14 protein-coding genes are annotated in these 14,251 nt (G+C 72.7%); 6 read left to right on the top strand and 8 right to left on the bottom strand.

Features of this window, described 5'->3' with window-relative positions:
- The first annotated feature begins 135 nt into the window (after positions 1 to 135).
- Positions 136 to 1,545, top strand: coding sequence for a glycosyltransferase family protein (locus F6W97_RS28365; protein WP_155373613.1), 1,410 nt, complete (start codon positions 136 to 138; stop codon positions 1,543 to 1,545).
- A gap of 3 nt (positions 1,546 to 1,548) precedes the next feature.
- On the opposite strand, the gene F6W97_RS28360 is transcribed toward F6W97_RS28365, so the two are convergent.
- Together F6W97_RS28360 and F6W97_RS28355 are read right to left on the bottom strand one after the other, a co-directional pair.
- Positions 1,549 to 2,499 carry a YihY/virulence factor BrkB family protein gene (locus tag F6W97_RS28360; protein WP_230687051.1) on the bottom strand — a complete coding sequence of 317 codons (951 nt, stop codon included), beginning with the start codon at positions 2,497 to 2,499 and terminating at the stop codon, positions 1,549 to 1,551.
- Between the two features lie 22 nt (positions 2,500 to 2,521).
- Positions 2,522 to 3,604 carry an AI-2E family transporter gene (locus F6W97_RS28355; protein ID WP_230687050.1) on the bottom strand — a complete coding sequence of 361 codons (1,083 nt, stop codon included), beginning with the start codon at positions 3,602 to 3,604 and terminating at the stop codon, positions 2,522 to 2,524.
- Positions 3,605 to 3,733: 129 nt separating this feature from the next.
- Between F6W97_RS28355 and F6W97_RS28350 the strand changes: the two genes are divergently transcribed.
- Together F6W97_RS28350 and F6W97_RS28345 are read left to right on the top strand one after the other, a co-directional pair.
- Positions 3,734 to 4,531 (top strand): methyltransferase domain-containing protein, encoded by a 798-nt coding sequence (locus F6W97_RS28350; RefSeq protein ID WP_155373611.1) that lies wholly within the window; start codon positions 3,734 to 3,736, stop codon positions 4,529 to 4,531.
- 39 nt (positions 4,532 to 4,570) lie between these two features.
- Positions 4,571 to 5,089 carry a DUF4396 domain-containing protein gene (locus tag F6W97_RS28345; RefSeq protein WP_155373610.1) on the top strand — a complete coding sequence of 173 codons (519 nt, stop codon included), beginning with the start codon at positions 4,571 to 4,573 and terminating at the stop codon, positions 5,087 to 5,089.
- A gap of 126 nt (positions 5,090 to 5,215) precedes the next feature.
- On the opposite strand, the gene F6W97_RS28340 is transcribed toward F6W97_RS28345, so the two are convergent.
- The 3 genes from F6W97_RS28340 to F6W97_RS28330 form a co-directional block, all read right to left on the bottom strand.
- Positions 5,216 to 5,827 (bottom strand): DUF305 domain-containing protein, encoded by a 612-nt coding sequence (locus F6W97_RS28340; RefSeq protein WP_155373609.1) that lies wholly within the window; start codon positions 5,825 to 5,827, stop codon positions 5,216 to 5,218.
- Positions 5,828 to 5,903: 76 nt separating this feature from the next.
- Entirely contained in the window at positions 5,904 to 6,446 is a 543-nt protein-coding gene (locus F6W97_RS28335; RefSeq protein WP_155373608.1) for a hypothetical protein, read from the bottom strand.
- 73 nt (positions 6,447 to 6,519) lie between these two features.
- Positions 6,520 to 7,272 (bottom strand): class I SAM-dependent methyltransferase, encoded by a 753-nt coding sequence (locus F6W97_RS28330; protein WP_155373606.1) that lies wholly within the window; start codon positions 7,270 to 7,272, stop codon positions 6,520 to 6,522.
- Between the two features lie 325 nt (positions 7,273 to 7,597).
- Here F6W97_RS28330 and argS point away from each other — a divergent pair, with 325 nt between their 5' ends.
- Positions 7,598 to 9,316, top strand: a complete 1,719-nt coding sequence (gene argS, locus F6W97_RS28325) for an arginine--tRNA ligase (protein WP_155373604.1) — start codon at positions 7,598 to 7,600, stop codon at positions 9,314 to 9,316.
- 57 nt (positions 9,317 to 9,373) lie between these two features.
- On the top strand, positions 9,374 to 9,598 hold the full coding sequence (locus F6W97_RS28320) for a hypothetical protein (protein WP_155373602.1): 225 nt from the start codon (positions 9,374 to 9,376) through the stop codon (positions 9,596 to 9,598).
- Between the two features lie 72 nt (positions 9,599 to 9,670).
- Here F6W97_RS28320 and F6W97_RS28315 read toward each other — a convergent pair whose 3' ends face one another.
- The 3 genes from F6W97_RS28315 to F6W97_RS28305 form a co-directional block, all read right to left on the bottom strand.
- Positions 9,671 to 10,480, bottom strand: a complete 810-nt coding sequence (locus F6W97_RS28315; RefSeq protein ID WP_155373600.1) for a SigB/SigF/SigG family RNA polymerase sigma factor — start codon at positions 10,478 to 10,480, stop codon at positions 9,671 to 9,673.
- Between the two features lie 144 nt (positions 10,481 to 10,624).
- On the bottom strand, positions 10,625 to 11,344 hold the full coding sequence (locus tag F6W97_RS28310) for an ATP-binding protein (protein ID WP_155373598.1): 720 nt from the start codon (positions 11,342 to 11,344) through the stop codon (positions 10,625 to 10,627).
- Positions 11,345 to 11,436: 92 nt separating this feature from the next.
- A complete protein-coding gene (locus tag F6W97_RS28305; RefSeq protein ID WP_155373596.1) occupies positions 11,437 to 11,751 on the bottom strand; it encodes an STAS domain-containing protein in 315 nt (104 codons plus the stop codon).
- Between the two features lie 196 nt (positions 11,752 to 11,947).
- Here F6W97_RS28305 and F6W97_RS28300 point away from each other — a divergent pair, with 196 nt between their 5' ends.
- Positions 11,948 to 14,245, top strand: a complete 2,298-nt coding sequence (locus tag F6W97_RS28300) for a SpoIIE family protein phosphatase (RefSeq protein ID WP_196279370.1) — start codon at positions 11,948 to 11,950, stop codon at positions 14,243 to 14,245.
- The last annotated feature ends 6 nt before the right edge of the window (positions 14,246 to 14,251 follow it).

The following is a 14,251-nucleotide window of genomic DNA, read 5'->3' as shown; positions in this document are numbered from 1 at the left end:
CGCCTCGATTCTCTGCGCCTTCCTCGCCTCGACCGGTACAGCGGCGCGGCCTTGCTGGCCGGTGCGCTCGGTGTCGGCTGGCGAACGTGGCTCACCGCCTTCTCGACGCCGAACACCAACAGTGACGAAGCAACCATGGGACTCGCGGCGCTGCACATCAGCGAGGGCCGGGAGCTGCCGATCTACTTCTACGGCCAGCACTACATGGGCACCATCGAGGCGTACCTGGCCGCCCCCGTCGTGGCGCTGTTCGGCACCTCGGTCACCGCGCTGCGAGTGCCGACCATCCTGCTTTTCGCGTGCTTCCTGACGGTGATGTTCGTGCTGGTCCGGCGGCTGTTCTCGCCCGGCCTGGCCGTCGTCGCCGTGGGGCTGCTCGCCTTCGGGGCCGACCGGGTGGTGAAGAACCAGCTGATCGCCGGCGGCGGCTACCCCGAATCCGCCCCCATGGTCGCCGGGCTCCTGCTGCTCACCCACGGGCTGATGACCCGCCGCCTGACCTCCCCGTACGCCTTCGGCGGCTGGGGGCTGCTGTTCGGGTTGATCGTATGGAACCACTGGCTGCCGGTGCCGTATCTGCTCGGCGCGCTCGTGGCGTTGCTGTCCGCCCGGGTGCTCACCGGACGGCGAACCGCCGTGCTGCTCGCCGGCGCGCTGGTCGGCGCCCTGCCGCTGGTGATCGACAATCTCACCGCGGGATGGCAGGACAACTCCGTCGCCGTCTTCCTCGGGCTGAACGGCGCCGGCACCGACGCGCCGCTGCTCGACCGGCTCCACGGCGGAGCGTGGTTCGGCCTGCCGATGGGCATGGGGCTGTGCTCGCCAAGCCGCTGCGAAGGCTGGTCGCTGTGGTGGGCTCCGGTGTTCGTACTGCTGCTGGCGGCGGCGATCGTCGGGTCCGTGCGCGGGCTGCGGCGGCTGCGCACGGCCGGTGGCGACGGCGCCGAGGCCGGGCAGGGTCGCGCTCAGGAGATCATGCGCCTCGTGCTGGCCGTGGGCGGGTTGCTCAGCCTGCTGAGCTACGTGCGCAGCCCGGCCGCGGCCGACACCCCGATCGAGAGCGCACGTTACCTGGCCCTGCTGGGCATCTCCCTGCCCGCGGCGCTGTGGCCGCTGTGGCGCGTCATCCGGGCCCGTACGGTGTGGGCCGTTCCGGCCGCGCTGCCCGTGGTCGCGCTGGCGCTCACGATGCTCGCGGCGAGCATCGGCCTGGCCCGGCAGGTACCCGGCTACCACACCGCGGGCGAGGGCCAGCGGCAGGTCGTGGCGGCCCTGCGGAACTCCGGCTACCGCTATGTCCACGGCGAGTACTGGACGTGCAACTGGATCAGCTACCTCAGCACGGAGCAAACCGTCTGCGGTGTGGTGGACGAGCAGCTCGGACGGGGCTTCAACCGCTACGAACCCTACTGGCGGGCGCGGGCGGAGGCGGTGGTGGCTGCCACCGGTTCACCCCTGGACGCGGAGCTGGCCCGGCGTATGCCGACGTCCGTGCCCGTGTCGGTCGGCGGCTACCGCATCTACCCGATGCCGACCGCGCCGTAGGCCTCAGTCTCCCTCCGGCGCGTCGCGGAGTTCGACGTAGGGCTCCTCGTCGGCGGGATGGCCCGCGGCGATCGCACGCGCACGGTGCAGCTCGGCGTCGAACTCGGCGCCCAGCAGCAGCGCGACGTTGCTGATCCAGAGCCAGATGAGGAAGACGATGATGCCCGCCAGGCTGCCGTAGATCTTGTTGTAGGAGCCGAAGTTCGCGGCGTACAGGGCGAAGGCGGCCGAGGCGAGCAGCCAGATGAACACGGCGAGCAGGCTGCCGGGGGTGATCCAGCGCCAGCCGCCCTGCCGGGCGTTGGGCGAGGCCCAGTAGAGCAGCGCGAAGATGAGCGCGATCACGACGATGACCAGGGGCCATTTCGCGATGTCCCAGACCCGCACCACCCCGGTGCCCAGGTGCAGGTACTCCCCGGTGCGGGCGGCGACCGGGCCGGTGAAGACCAGCGCGACGGTGACGGCGACGATCGCGATCACGGACACGACCGTGACGCCGAGCCGGATCGGCAGCGTCTTCCACATCGGCCGCCCCTCCGGCACGTCGTAGATGACGTTGCTGGCCCGCATGAACCCCGACACGTAGCCCGAGGCCGACCACAGCGCCAGCAGCACGCCGACCACCGCGACCAGGCCCGCGGCGCCCTGGCCGCGCTGCAGTTCGGTGAGCGCGTTGTTGAGCACGTCCCGCACCGCGCCGGGCGTGAACGAGCCGACCTCAGCCGCGGCGCGCTGCGCGGTGTCCGCGCCGGTCAGGCCGAGCACCGCGACGAGCACCAGGACGGCGGGGAACAGCGACATCACCGCCCGGTAGGTCAGCGACGCGGCCCAGTCGCCGAGATTGTCCTGCTGGTACTCCTTGGCGGTGCGTTTGAGCACATCCCACCAGTCGCGGCGGGTCAGCTCGCCGGGGCGGTCGGGCGCACGGTCGGCGGGCGGCGGGCGCAGGGACACGGTGTCCTCCGGTGCTCGGATGTCAGGACGGGTGCGTACCCGGCAGACCGTGATCCGAATCGTCGGCGGTCGGGGGTGCGTGCTCGGGCGGCAGCGGCTCGCGCAGTTCGGCCAGCACCGTCTTGACCATGGCCGCGATCGGGATGGCCATCAGCGCGCCGATCAGGCCCAGCAGGCCCGCGCCGACCAGGCTGGCCAGCAGCACCGCGAGCGCGGGCATGTCCAGGCTCTGCTTCATCACCTTCGGCACGATGACGTAGTTCTCGATCTGCTGGTAGATCAACAGCCAGACGACGATGCCGACCGCCGCGGGCCACACGCCGGCCGCGACGGCCGCGACCAGACCGCAGACCGCGGTGCCCAGCGTCGCCCCGACCAGCGGGATCAGGTCGGTCACGGCGACGATCAGCGCGAGCGGCAGCGCGAACGGGATGCCGAGGACCAGCAGGCCGGCGTACGCGACGACACCCGCGATCAGCGAGATCACCAGATTGCCGATCATGTATGTGCCGACCTTGTCGACCACCACGTCGACGATGCGGCGGGTGCGCTCGCGCTGCCGGTCGGGCGCCATCAGCTGGATCCGGCGGCGCAGCCGCGGCATGTCGGCCAGGAAGTACAGCGACAGCACGAGCACGGTCAAGGCGGCGGCGAGCACGCCGAGGAAGGTGCGGAACAGGCTGAGCAGGCTCGCGCCGACGCGTTCGGGCACCGTGGCGGCGAGTTCGTTGAGCCGGTCGCCGAGCCCGTAGCGGGCGCTGAGCTCGCGGAAAGCCCGTGAGCGATCGTCGAGGGCCTGGATGTGGCCGGGCAGGTCGTCGGTGAGCTGCCCGGCCTGGCGGGCCAGCGGCGGCCCGATGCCGAGGATCAGCAGGGCGAGCAGCGCCAGCAGGGCGAGCAGGATGATGGTGACCGCGTACGGGCGGCGGACGTGGTGGCGGACCAGCCAGCGGACCGCGGGGTCGAGGCTGACCGCCACGAACAGCGACACGAGGACCAGCACGAGGATCCCGCGCACCGACCAGACGGCGGCCAGGGCCACTCCCACCAGGGCGACGCCGCACGAACCGGCCACCGCCCAGCGGAAGACATCGGCTGCGCTCACTCGACGCCCGTTTGTCACCGACTAAGCGTTCCCTGACCTGCACATTCCTTAAACATGTCCATTATCCAGGATTCACCTCCTACATTACGGGACACGATCTCTAGACTCTCCTGGTAGGAGGGATCACCCATGACGACGTACACGCACGGACACCACGAGACGGTGCTGGTGTCGCACCGCTGGCGCACCGCGGCCAACTCCGCCGCGTACCTGCTCCCCCACCTGCGGCCCGGCCAGGCGGTCCTGGATGTGGGCTGCGGTCCGGGCACCATCACCGCCGACCTGGCCGACGCGGTCGCCCCGGGCCGGCTCACTGCTCTGGAACTCACCGACGACGCCCTCGGGCTGGCCCGCGCCGAGATCGCCGCGCGCGGCACCGCCAACGTCGACTTCCTGGTCGCCGACGTGCAGGCCCTCGACCTGGCCGACGGCTCCTTCGACGTGGTGCACGCCCACCAGGTGCTGCAGCATCTGGCCGACCCGGTGGGCGCGCTGCGCGAGATGGGCCGGGTGTGCCGGCCCGGCGGGGTGGTGGCCGCCCGCGACGGCGACTACGCCGCGTTCACCTGGTATCCGTTGATCCCGGCCCTCGACGAGTGGCTGGCGCTGTACCGGCGGATCGCCCGCGGCAACGGCGGGGAGCCCGACGCCGGGCGGCGGCTGCACTCCTGGGCGCGGGCGGCGGGGTTCACCGACGTCACCGCGACCGCGAGCGTCTGGTGCTACGCCTCCCCCGAGGAGCGGGCCTGGTGGGGCGGTATGTGGGCCGAGCGCGTCGTGCAGTCGGCGCTGGCCGCGCAGGCCGTCGCGCAGGGCCTGGCCACCGAGGCCGATCTGCGGCGGATGGCCGAGGGCTGGCGGGAGTGGGTGGCGGCCGAGGACGGCTGGTTCGCGGTGCCGCACGGCGAGATCATCTGCCACGTCTGACCATACCCCCGGGGGGTATTCGGAGGTATGCTGGGCGGCATGGATCACCACGACCATGCCGCCCACGGCCACGTCACCGACGACCCGGTCCGCGAGGAGCACGCCACCCACCAGCACGCTGCTGTCGCGACCTGGCGCATGGCCGCCTCGGCGACGCTGCACTGCCTCACCGGCTGCGCCATCGGCGAGGTGCTGGGCATGGTCGTCGGCACCGCGCTGGGCTGGACGGCCGGGCCGACGGTGGTGCTGTCGGTCGCCCTGGCGTTCGTGTTCGGATACGCGCTGACCATGCGCGGCGTGCTGCGCGCCGGGGTCGGCTTCCGGCAGGCGCTGAAGGTCGCGCTCGCCGCGGACACGGTGTCCATCGCGGTGATGGAGCTGATCGACAACGCGATCATGGTCGGCGTGCCCGGCGCCATGGACGCCGGGCTGAGCAGCGGGCTGTTCTGGGCCGCGCTGGCCTTATCGCTGCTGGTCGCGTTCGTGCTCACCGTCCCCGTCAACCGCTGGCTGATCTCCCGCGGCAAGGGCCACGCCGTCGTGCACCGGTTCCACTGACCCCTGCCGTGGACGCCTCCGTCCCGTCGGACGGGGCCGGCCGACGCCGGGATGCCGGCAACAGGCGCACGGACGCCGGCCGGGCACCCGGATGGCGCGGCCCCGAACCGCGCCACCCGGCCTGGTTCACAGTCGCGCCAGCAGCGCCTTCATCGTCGCGATCTCGGCCTGCTGGGCCGTGACGATCTGCCCGGCCAGCTCCTTGGCGGCGGGGTTCGCGCCGTTCGCGAGTTCCTGCTGCGCCATGGTGACCGCACCCTCGTGGTGCGCGATCATCAGCTCGCTGAACATGCGGTCGAAGTCCCGGCCCGACGCGGCCTCCAGGGCCGCCAGCTGGGCGTCGCTCATCATGCCGGGCATGCCCTGGTGGCCGGACTCGTGGCCGGGCATGGCCGTGGGCCGCTGCCAGGTCTGCAGCCAGCCGGTCATGGTGGCGATCTCCGGATCCTGGGCCGCCCTGATCTGCTCGGCCAGGGCCTTGACCTCGGCGTCGGCGGCGCGGTCGGGTGCGAGCCGCGCCATCCGCACCGCCTGCTGGTGGTGCGGGATCATCGCCTGGGCGAACGCCACGTCGGCCTCGTTGAACGAGCCGATCGCCGAACTGGCGGTCGCCGTGGGCGGCGTGCCGGAGCCGTGGTCCATACCGGAGTGGCCGGCGCCGCAGCCGGTGAGGACCAGGGCGGTGACGGCTGCGGCGGCCGGTATCAGGGCAGCGCGCAGCAGGGTGTTCCTGAACATGATCGAATCGACCTCTCGGTGTCGGCAGAAGGGTGTACGGCAGGACCTGCCGCGCCGGAGCGCGGCAACGGGGGTCCTAGTGCCGCATCACCGACACCGTGGCCAGGGTGAGACCGAGTCCGCGTACGGGCGGCCCGCGCGACGCCGCACCCGCGCGGAAGTGAGACAGTCCCGCGGCACGACGCCGCGACACCACTCCCGCCAGCCAGAACAGCACCAGCAGCACGCCGAGGGCGGTCAGCACCGCCACGCACACGTCCCACCAGTCCATGCCGGCATCGTGGCGCGCGGGCGGCGCCGACAGCCGAGCGCAGTGGCCGTCGGGGCAACCGCTCCACGGCACGACCTCGGCCGGTGCGCCCGCCGTGGTGGCGGTGCCGTCGGCCATCGTGGCGGTGCCGTCGGCCATCGTGACTGTGCCGTCGGCCATCGTGACTGTGCCGTCGGCCATCGTGGCTGTGCCCTCGGCGGCGGTCGCGTGCGCGGGCATCGGCGTCATGGCGGCGTGGGCCGCGGTGCCGTGCCCGAGGGTGTGCATCGCGGCGAGGCCGACCAGTGTCACGAGCAGCAGCAACACCCGGGCCGTCCGGCCCGGTCGGGCCGTCGACAGCCGCCGCATGCCGCCCACCGTATCCGATCGCCCGACGCCGCACCCCCCGCTCCCCGCACCCCGGCGGCATGCCCGGGCGGCGTCACGCGGGGCGGTGGGCGATGAAGCAGTCGCGGGGGGTGCGGTCCTCGGTGGTCTGCTCGATCACGAGTTCGGGGATGAACCCGGCCTCGGTGAGCAGCTTCAGCCACACCTCGCGGGCGAAGACGCCGGTGCGATGCGTCTCGTGCACGGTGCGCACGCTGCCGTCGGCCTCGCGGAGCAGGAAGGCGTACTCGGTGACGGTCCAGGTGTCGGCGGGGTCGGGGTCCCACGACCATTCCAGGAAACGCACCCCGCGCCCGTCCGGGCCGTCGACGCCGCCGTGGTCGGCACCGGGTTCGTAGGTCTGCGTCGTCTCGTCGGGCAGCAGCACGGCCGCGCCGCCGGGCCGGCAGTGGGCGTACGCGGTGGCGATCGCCTGGCGCAGGTCGTCCTCGGTGGTCATGTATGACACCGCGTCGTGCAGGAACACCGCGTCGAAGGTGCGGCCCAGCCGCAGCGTGCGCATGTCGCCGACGTGGTGCTCGCAGCCCGGGTTCAGCCGCCGCGACATGGCGACCATCTCGGCGGACAGGTCCGACAGCGTCATGGTGAACTGCTCGCGCAGGTGTGCGGCGTTGTGGCCGCCGCCGCTGCCCAGCTCCAGCACCTCGCGCACCGGGATCGACGCCGACCGCAGCAACCGCGCCGTGAACGCCATCTCCTCGGCGTACTCGTCGACCGGCGAGATCAGCGGCCACCACCGCGCCAGCTCGCCGTAGAACCGGTACCGCCCATCCGCCGTGTCAGTCACCTGCCCATGTTAGGAAGGGCGCCTTCCTCTACGCATTTGGTTAACAAGGTGCCCTTCCTTTCTCGGTGGTGGGGTGGGATAGGCTCGGTGCATGTTTTCCGCTGTTGCGCATGCCGGCCGTTGTGGCCGTGGCGTCGTGCGCCCGGCGGGTCTCGTCGTCGTGATCGAGCGACGACGAATCGTGGCAGCTCGCTGACGCTTTCCCGCGCGCGACGCCTGCCTTTCTCCGCATCTTCTGCTGTCTGATCCTCGTGATGGTCCGTGTCCGGCGCGATGGCGTCCCGGCGGGCCTTCCTGCCTGTTTTCTCAAGAGAGCTGAGTTCACGTGACTGATCTGGAGAGTCTGCTCAACGACCGGTTGGCGGCCGCTTTCGCGGCGGTGGCGGGCGAGGCGGTGGATCCGGTGGTGCGCCGGTCGCAGCACGCCGACTTCCAGGCCGACGGCGCGCTGCCGCTGGCCCGGCGGCTCGGTCGGGCGCCGCGCGAGATCGCCGCCGACGCGCTGGGCCGTGCCGACCTGGCCGACCTGGTCGCCACCGCGGAGATCTCCGGGCCGGGGTTCATCAACCTGAAGCTGCGCGACGACGCCCTGGCAGGGCTGCTCGCCGCGATGAGCCGCGACGAGCGGCTCGGCGTGCCCACGACCGCCGCACCGGAGACCGTGGTCATCGACTACTCCGCGCCGAACGTGGCCAAGGAGATGCACGCCGGGCACCTGCGCACCACCGTGATCGGCGACGCCGCCGCGCGGACCCTGGACTGGCTCGGCCACGACGTACGGCGGGCCAACCACGTCGGCGACTGGGGCACCCCGTTCGGCATGCTCATCGAGCACCTGCTCGACCTGGGCGAGACCGACGCGGCGCACGACCTGTCGATCGGCGACCTCAACGCCTTCTACCAGTCGGCGCGGATGAAGTTCGACGCCGACCCGGCGTTCGCCGAGCGGTCCCGGCAGCGGGTGGTGGCGCTGCAGTCCGGCGACCCGGCCACGCTGCGGCTGTGGCGGCTGCTGGTCGACGAGAGCGAGAAGCACTGCCTGGCCGTGTACACCAAGCTGGGCGTCACCCTGACCGCGGAGCACTTCTGCGGCGAGTCGTACTACAACGACATGCTCGCCCCCGTCGTGGACGCCCTCGACGGCCTCGGCCTGCTCCGCGAGAGCGACGGCGCGCTGTGCGTGTTCCCGCAGGGCTTCACCGGCCGCGACGGCGAGCCGATGCCGATCATCGTGCGCAAACGCGACGGCGGCTACGGCTACGGCGCGACGGACCTGGCCGCGATCCGGCACCGGACCCAGGACCTGAAGGCGACCCGGCTGCTGTACGTGGTCGGCTCGCCGCAGCATCAGCACCTGGAGATGGTGTTCCAGACCGCGCGCGAGGCGGGCTGGCTGAGCGAACCGGCCCGGGCCGTGCACGTCGGCTTCGGCCAGGTGCTGGGCGCGGACGGCAAGAAGCTGGCGTCGCGGGCCGGGGACGCCGTCATGCTGATGGACCTGCTCGACGAGGCGGTGGCGCGGGCCGCGGCCATCGTGGAGAACAATCCGGACCTCGACGCCGACACCCGGGCCGAGGTCGCCCGCATGGTCGGCATCGGCGCGATCAAGTACGTCGACCTGTCCAGCGACCGGATCAAGGACTACAGCTTCAACTGGGACCGGATGCTGTCGTTCTCCGGCGACACGGGGGCCTACCTGCAGTACACGTACGCCCGGATCAACTCGATCTTCCGGAGGGGCGGGGTCGTGCCGGACCGGGCGGCCGCGGTGCTGCTCGACTCCCCCGCCGAGCGGGCGCTCGCGATGGAGCTGCTGGGCTTCGCCGCGGTCGTCGCGGACGCGGGCGCCACGATGCAGTTCCACCGGCTCGCCGGCTACCTGCAGGGCCTGGCCGGGGCGTACACGGCGTTCTACGACAGCTGCCCGGTGCTCAAGGCCGACGGCCCCGTCCGGGCCAGCCGCCTGCTGCTGTGCGACCTGACCGCGCGGGTCGTCGCGCAGGGCCTGGACCTGCTCGGTATCGAGGCCCCCGAACGCATGTGAGCCGGTCGGCCCGCGCCGCGGTCCGCCGGTCAGGCGGGCACGGCGCGGGCCGACCGGGTGTGGGTCGGGGGCGGGCGGGGGGGGTCGGCCCGCCTGTGCGGACCGAGGTTCACCCCGCCGGCCGAGGATTTCGAGCCACCGCCCGAGCAGGAGCCGCTGCCCGAACCCGAGCCCGAGCGTGAGCTGCCTCCACCGGGGCTGGACGACCTGGGCACCGCCGCAGGCGAGTCCGACGACCCGGACCGGGACCCGCACGACGTGGCGGGCGAGCCCCCGGACTGAACCGGGTCACGGCGCCCCCTCCTGAGGGGGCGCCGTGAACTCATGCCGTCGCACTCACACCTGCCGTCGCACTCATACCGCGTCGGCGGTGGTCAGCTCCTGCCGCAGGGTCTGGAAGGCACGCGCCAGCAGACGAGAGACGTGCATCTGGGAGACGCCCACCTGGTCGGCGATCTCCGACTGGGTCAGGTTGTCCACGAAACGCATCCGCAGGATGACCTGGTCCCGCTCGGGCAGGGTGTCGATCGCCTGCCGCAGCGCCTCCCGCTCGGGCAGCGCCTCCAGGGTGTCGTCGGTCCCACCCAGCAGGTCCTGCAGCTCGCCGTCGCCCTCGTCGCCGGACGCGGGCGCGTTGAGCGAGCTGGCGGTGTACGCGGCCGCGCACTGCATGCCGCGCAGCACTTCCTCCTCGGTGACGCCCAGATGCACGGCGACGTCCTCGGCGCTCGGCGTGCGCTGCAGTGACTGGCTCAGCTCCGGTATCGCCCGGCACACCGCCAGGTGCAGCTCCTGCAGGGACCGCTGCACGTGCAGGGTCCAGGTCCGGTCACGGAAGTAGCGCTTGATCTCGCCCAGCATCGTCGGCATGACGTAGTTGGCGAACGGCACCCCGCGCTCGGGGTCGAAGCGGTCCACGGCCTTGATCAGGCCGATCGTGGCCACCTGGACGAGGTCTTCGACGTCCTCACCCCGGTTGCGGAAGCGCATGGCCAGGCGGCGCGCCACCGGGGCGCAGCCGCAGATGATCTCGTCACGCAGCCTGCCGCGGCCGGTGTCGCCGTCCGGGAGCCGGTGGAGCAGCAGCAAAGGGTCCTCGAACCTCGCCAGCACGTCGATCGGGCTCGCGGCGGACTTCGGGGACGAAACGGTAGCGGTTCGCATCGTTACACCTGCCATCGCCTGCACCGCGTCACCCGTGCACCGCACGGGCCGGCAGGCTGTTCCTGGCGGGCCGCGGCGCCCTGCTGCTAGAGCGCCGTGTCTGCCGTTCGCACGGCAGGACTCCAATTGTACGCGCGAACGGCCTCAGGAAGCCTCGGCGCGCCGCGGACCGGCGACCGAAGCCAGCGCCCAGACGACCTTTCCGCCGCTGGTCAACAGGCTGCCCCAATCGGTGGCCATCGCTGACACCAGCTCCAGGCCCGCCCCGCGGTCCTCCGGGCCGGACTCGTGCGGCAGCCGCGGGTCCCCGTCGCGGATCGCCACGATCACGCCGTCACCGGCGCGGCGCAGCGTCAGCTCCATCTCGGTGCGCGCGTGCGTGACCACGTTCGCGGCCAGCTCGGAGGCGAGCAGCTGGGCGAGCTGCCCCAGCCGCGGCAGCCCGAACGCCGTACAGGCGCGCTGGGCCAGGTCACGGGCACGGGCACAGCTGGCCGGGGTCGGCGGCAGGGTCACCGAGCGGCGCGGGCTGACCGGCAGCGCCTCGGCGGCCTTCTCCGCCAGCGCGGCGTCGTCGTAGACGGAAAGGCCCGGATGGGCCACCGGCACGGGGCACGGCGGCGCGGCGACCATGATCGGCACACCGGGCCAGCGGGAAGCGCTGACCGCGGCACGGTGCAGCCACGGCACGAGCCGCTCGTCGGCACACCGCGTGTCGGCCAGGTCGAGCACGACGGCCTCCGGCTGGGCAGCCAGCACGTCGGCCAGGGTGACCCCCGCCTGGATCAGTGTGTCCTGGTCGAGGGTTCCGGCCATCGCGACGAGCGCGAAGGGCTGCTGCCGCCGCACATGGCACACCAGCATGGACATACTCCTCACGTGCCCCTCTGGCACGGCGACGAAGCCTGCGCCGGTGATATTTCCGAAAAACGTCAGCCAGGTCCCCCGGGGGACGCTCAGGCGGGCGGGGCCAGCAGCTTGCCGACACCGGTCACGTCGAGCACCTTGGCCACCCACTGGCGGGCCCCGGTCACGTAGAAGCGGTGACCGAGCTCGTTGGCGGTGCGGTAGGCGTCGAACAGCGCCCGCACGCCGGTCGAGTCGAGGAAGCCCACACCGGCAAGGTCGACCACGACCTCGGGGGACTGCTTGACCGCGTCGCACAGCTCGTCGCGCAGACTTCCCGCAGTCATCAGGTCGATCTCGCCGCGGACCCTGACCACGATCCGGTCGGCGTCCACCACCCGTTCGACACCGAAACCCCGGTCCATCCCACATCCCTCCGCCGCCTGAAAACAGTTCCATTAACGCACGCCCAGCGCCGTTCGCGCACCCGCCGTACGCACGGTCACGCTCCTGCCGGACAATGACGTGATCACCGTTTCGGCGCGACTGGCGATGGGCAGAGTACGAATCATGGCACGGCAAGCCGAACCTCGGCCCGCGGAGGCAGACTGGGTGACGCGCGTGCAGCGCCTGGAGGCCGAACTCGCCGGCCTGCGCAAGGCGATGCGCACCCGTGGCCTCATCGAACAGGCCAAGGGTCTGCTCGCCGAACGGCACGGCTGCGACCCCGAGACGGCTTTCGGCCGCCTGTCGGCGATGTCCCAGCAGCGCAACATCAGCGTCATCGACCTGGCCGCCGACCTCGTCGGCGCGACCGTGCCCGACACCGCCGAGGGCCAGGACCCGCCCGCGGCAGCCGCCCCGGACCTCGGCGCGCCCGGCCAGAACGCGTCCGGCCTGCGCGCCACGGTCGGCCTCGACGACGGCCCGGACCGGCCGCTGCCCCAGGCCCGTGCCCGGGTGCTGCGCAAATGCCTGGCCGCGCTCGATGCCGCCCACGACTTCGCCACGGTCGCCGACGTGCTGGTCACCATCGGGCTCGGCGACCCGCCGGGCGCGGCCGCCGCGGTGTTCGCCGCCGAGGCCGACGGCGCGGTGCGCCTGGTCGCCAGCCACGGCTGGCCGGCCCAGGTCGCCAGCGAATGGCAGCGCTCCCCCAGCTCCCTGAACACCACCATCGGCGCGGCGGTGCGCACCCGGCGGCCGCTGCTGCTCGACGGCGTGCAGCCGCACGACTTCGTCCTGATCGGCTCCGGCCCGGCTCGTGCCGTGTACCCGCTGGCCGTCGGCGATCAGGTCGTCGGCGCGCTGTCGCTGGTCTGGGGTGAGCCCCGCGAGTTCACCGCCGTCGACCGCGCCTACCTGGACCGGCTCGCCGCCGGGGCCGGCCGCGCGATCCGCCGGCTGTGGCCCACCGCCGACACCGACGCCGCCCGGCTGCCGGTGTGGCTGGCCAGCGCGCTCGACGTCATGGGCGGCCGGGGTCACCTGCTCACCCCGGTGCGCGACGCCGACGGCACGGTCGCCGACTTCGTCATCGCCGCGGCCGGGCCCGCGGTGCGCGCCTCCGACGGCGACACCGTCGGGCGGCTGCTGCTCGACGTCTACCCGCGGCTGCGCGTCAACGGCGTCTTCGACGCCTACGTCGAGCTGCTCACCAAGGACGTGCCCTTCGCCCGCGACGGCGTCGTCGAGGACGCGCTGGTCAACGGCAGGCCCCGGCGGGTGATCCTGAATCGCCGCGCGGCCCGCGTCGGCGACGCGCTGCTGGCCTCCTGGGAGCGCATCGACGCCACCGTCAGCAACGACGCCCGGATGGCGCGGCTGGAGACGCTCAGCCGCTCCGGCTGGGCCGAATGGGATCTGCAGGCCGGCGACGCCGTCTGGTCGCCCGGCCTGTACGGGCTCGTCGGCCGCGACGAGGCGCACGGCCCGACGACGCTGGACAAGTTCGGGTCGTTCTTCGCCGCCGCCGACCGGGGGCTGCTGCGTGAGCTGCTCGCCGGGCTCGCCCAGGGCCGGCCCGACCTGGCGCTGCTGCGGCTGAACACCAAACACGGCGTGGTGCCGGTGCGGGTGTTCGCCGAGGCCGACCTCGCCGGCGAGGACGTACGCCTGATCCGGCTGGTCCTGCACGACGTCAGCGAGCAGCACGCCGCCGAGGACCGCTGGACCCGCAGCGAGACCATCGCGGCGTCCCGGCAGATCCAGCTCGCCACCGAGCAGTCGCTGACCGCCAACCTGACCCGCCTGCTCTACCCGAGCCGCGACCTGGTCCTGCACACCCCCGGGGCGGCGGTCACCGGCCGCCACTACGCGGCGACGTCCCCGCGTACGCAGCTGCGCGGCGACTTCTGCGACGCCGAGCGGCTCGACGACGGGTCGCTGCTGTTCGTCATCGGCGACGCGTTCGGCACCGGCCTGGTCGCCGCCGCCGCGGTGGTGCGGCTGCGGTTCCCGGTGGTGACCCTCGGCGCGGCCGGCACCGCCCCCGCCGAGATCCTGCGCATCGTCAACGGCATGCTCATGGGCGCCCCCGACGGGCCGCTGGCCAGCCTGCTGATCGGGCACTACCAGCCGGCCGACGAGACGCTGCGCTGGGCGTCGGCGGGCCACCTGCAGCCGCTGCTGGTGCGCGACGGCGTCGCCGGCGTCGTCGACTCCCCGGCCGGGCCGCTGCTGGGCCTGCTCGACGGCCAGCGCTTCGACACCCACACGCTGCGCCTGCAACCCGGCGACAGCTTCGTGTCGTTCACCGACGGGGTCCTGCACAAGCGCAAGCGCGACCCGCTGGCCGAGTTCGCGACCCGGGTCGCGGCCGCGCACCGCAAGGACGGCACCGCGGGGCTGTGGCAGCTCACCCCGCCGGAGCGCGACGACGAGGCGTGCCTGCTCGCCCTGGAGATCTCCGCCCGCTGACCCGCG

The sequence above is a fragment of the Catellatospora vulcania genome, assembly GCF_009720385.1.
GTDB classification, from domain to species: domain Bacteria; phylum Actinomycetota; class Actinomycetes; order Mycobacteriales; family Micromonosporaceae; genus Catellatospora; species Catellatospora vulcania.
The sequence above is the reverse complement of the archived record's forward strand: the minus strand, read 5'-3'. Positions and strand labels throughout refer to the sequence as shown.

What these genes read in the sequence shown, in the direction of transcription:
- F6W97_RS28305 (WP_155373596.1), bottom strand. Translation starts at nt 11,751, where the DNA reads ATGGACCGGGGTTTCGGTGTCGAACGGGTGGTGGACGCCGACCGGATC.
- F6W97_RS28340 (WP_155373609.1), bottom strand. Translation starts at nt 5,827, where the DNA reads ATGTTCAGGAACACCCTGCTGCGCGCTGCCCTGATACCGGCCGCCGCA.
- F6W97_RS28350 (WP_155373611.1), top strand. Translation starts at nt 3,734, where the DNA reads ATGACGACGTACACGCACGGACACCACGAGACGGTGCTGGTGTCGCAC.
- F6W97_RS28365 (WP_155373613.1), top strand. Translation starts at nt 136, where the DNA reads ATGGGACTCGCGGCGCTGCACATCAGCGAGGGCCGGGAGCTGCCGATC.
- F6W97_RS28335 (WP_155373608.1), bottom strand. Translation starts at nt 6,446, where the DNA reads ATGCGGCGGCTGTCGACGGCCCGACCGGGCCGGACGGCCCGGGTGTTG.
- F6W97_RS28310 (WP_155373598.1), bottom strand. Translation starts at nt 11,344, where the DNA reads ATGCTGGTGTGCCATGTGCGGCGGCAGCAGCCCTTCGCGCTCGTCGCG.
- F6W97_RS28345 (WP_155373610.1), top strand. Translation starts at nt 4,571, where the DNA reads ATGGATCACCACGACCATGCCGCCCACGGCCACGTCACCGACGACCCG.
- F6W97_RS28315 (WP_155373600.1), bottom strand. Translation starts at nt 10,480, where the DNA reads ATGCGAACCGCTACCGTTTCGTCCCCGAAGTCCGCCGCGAGCCCGATC.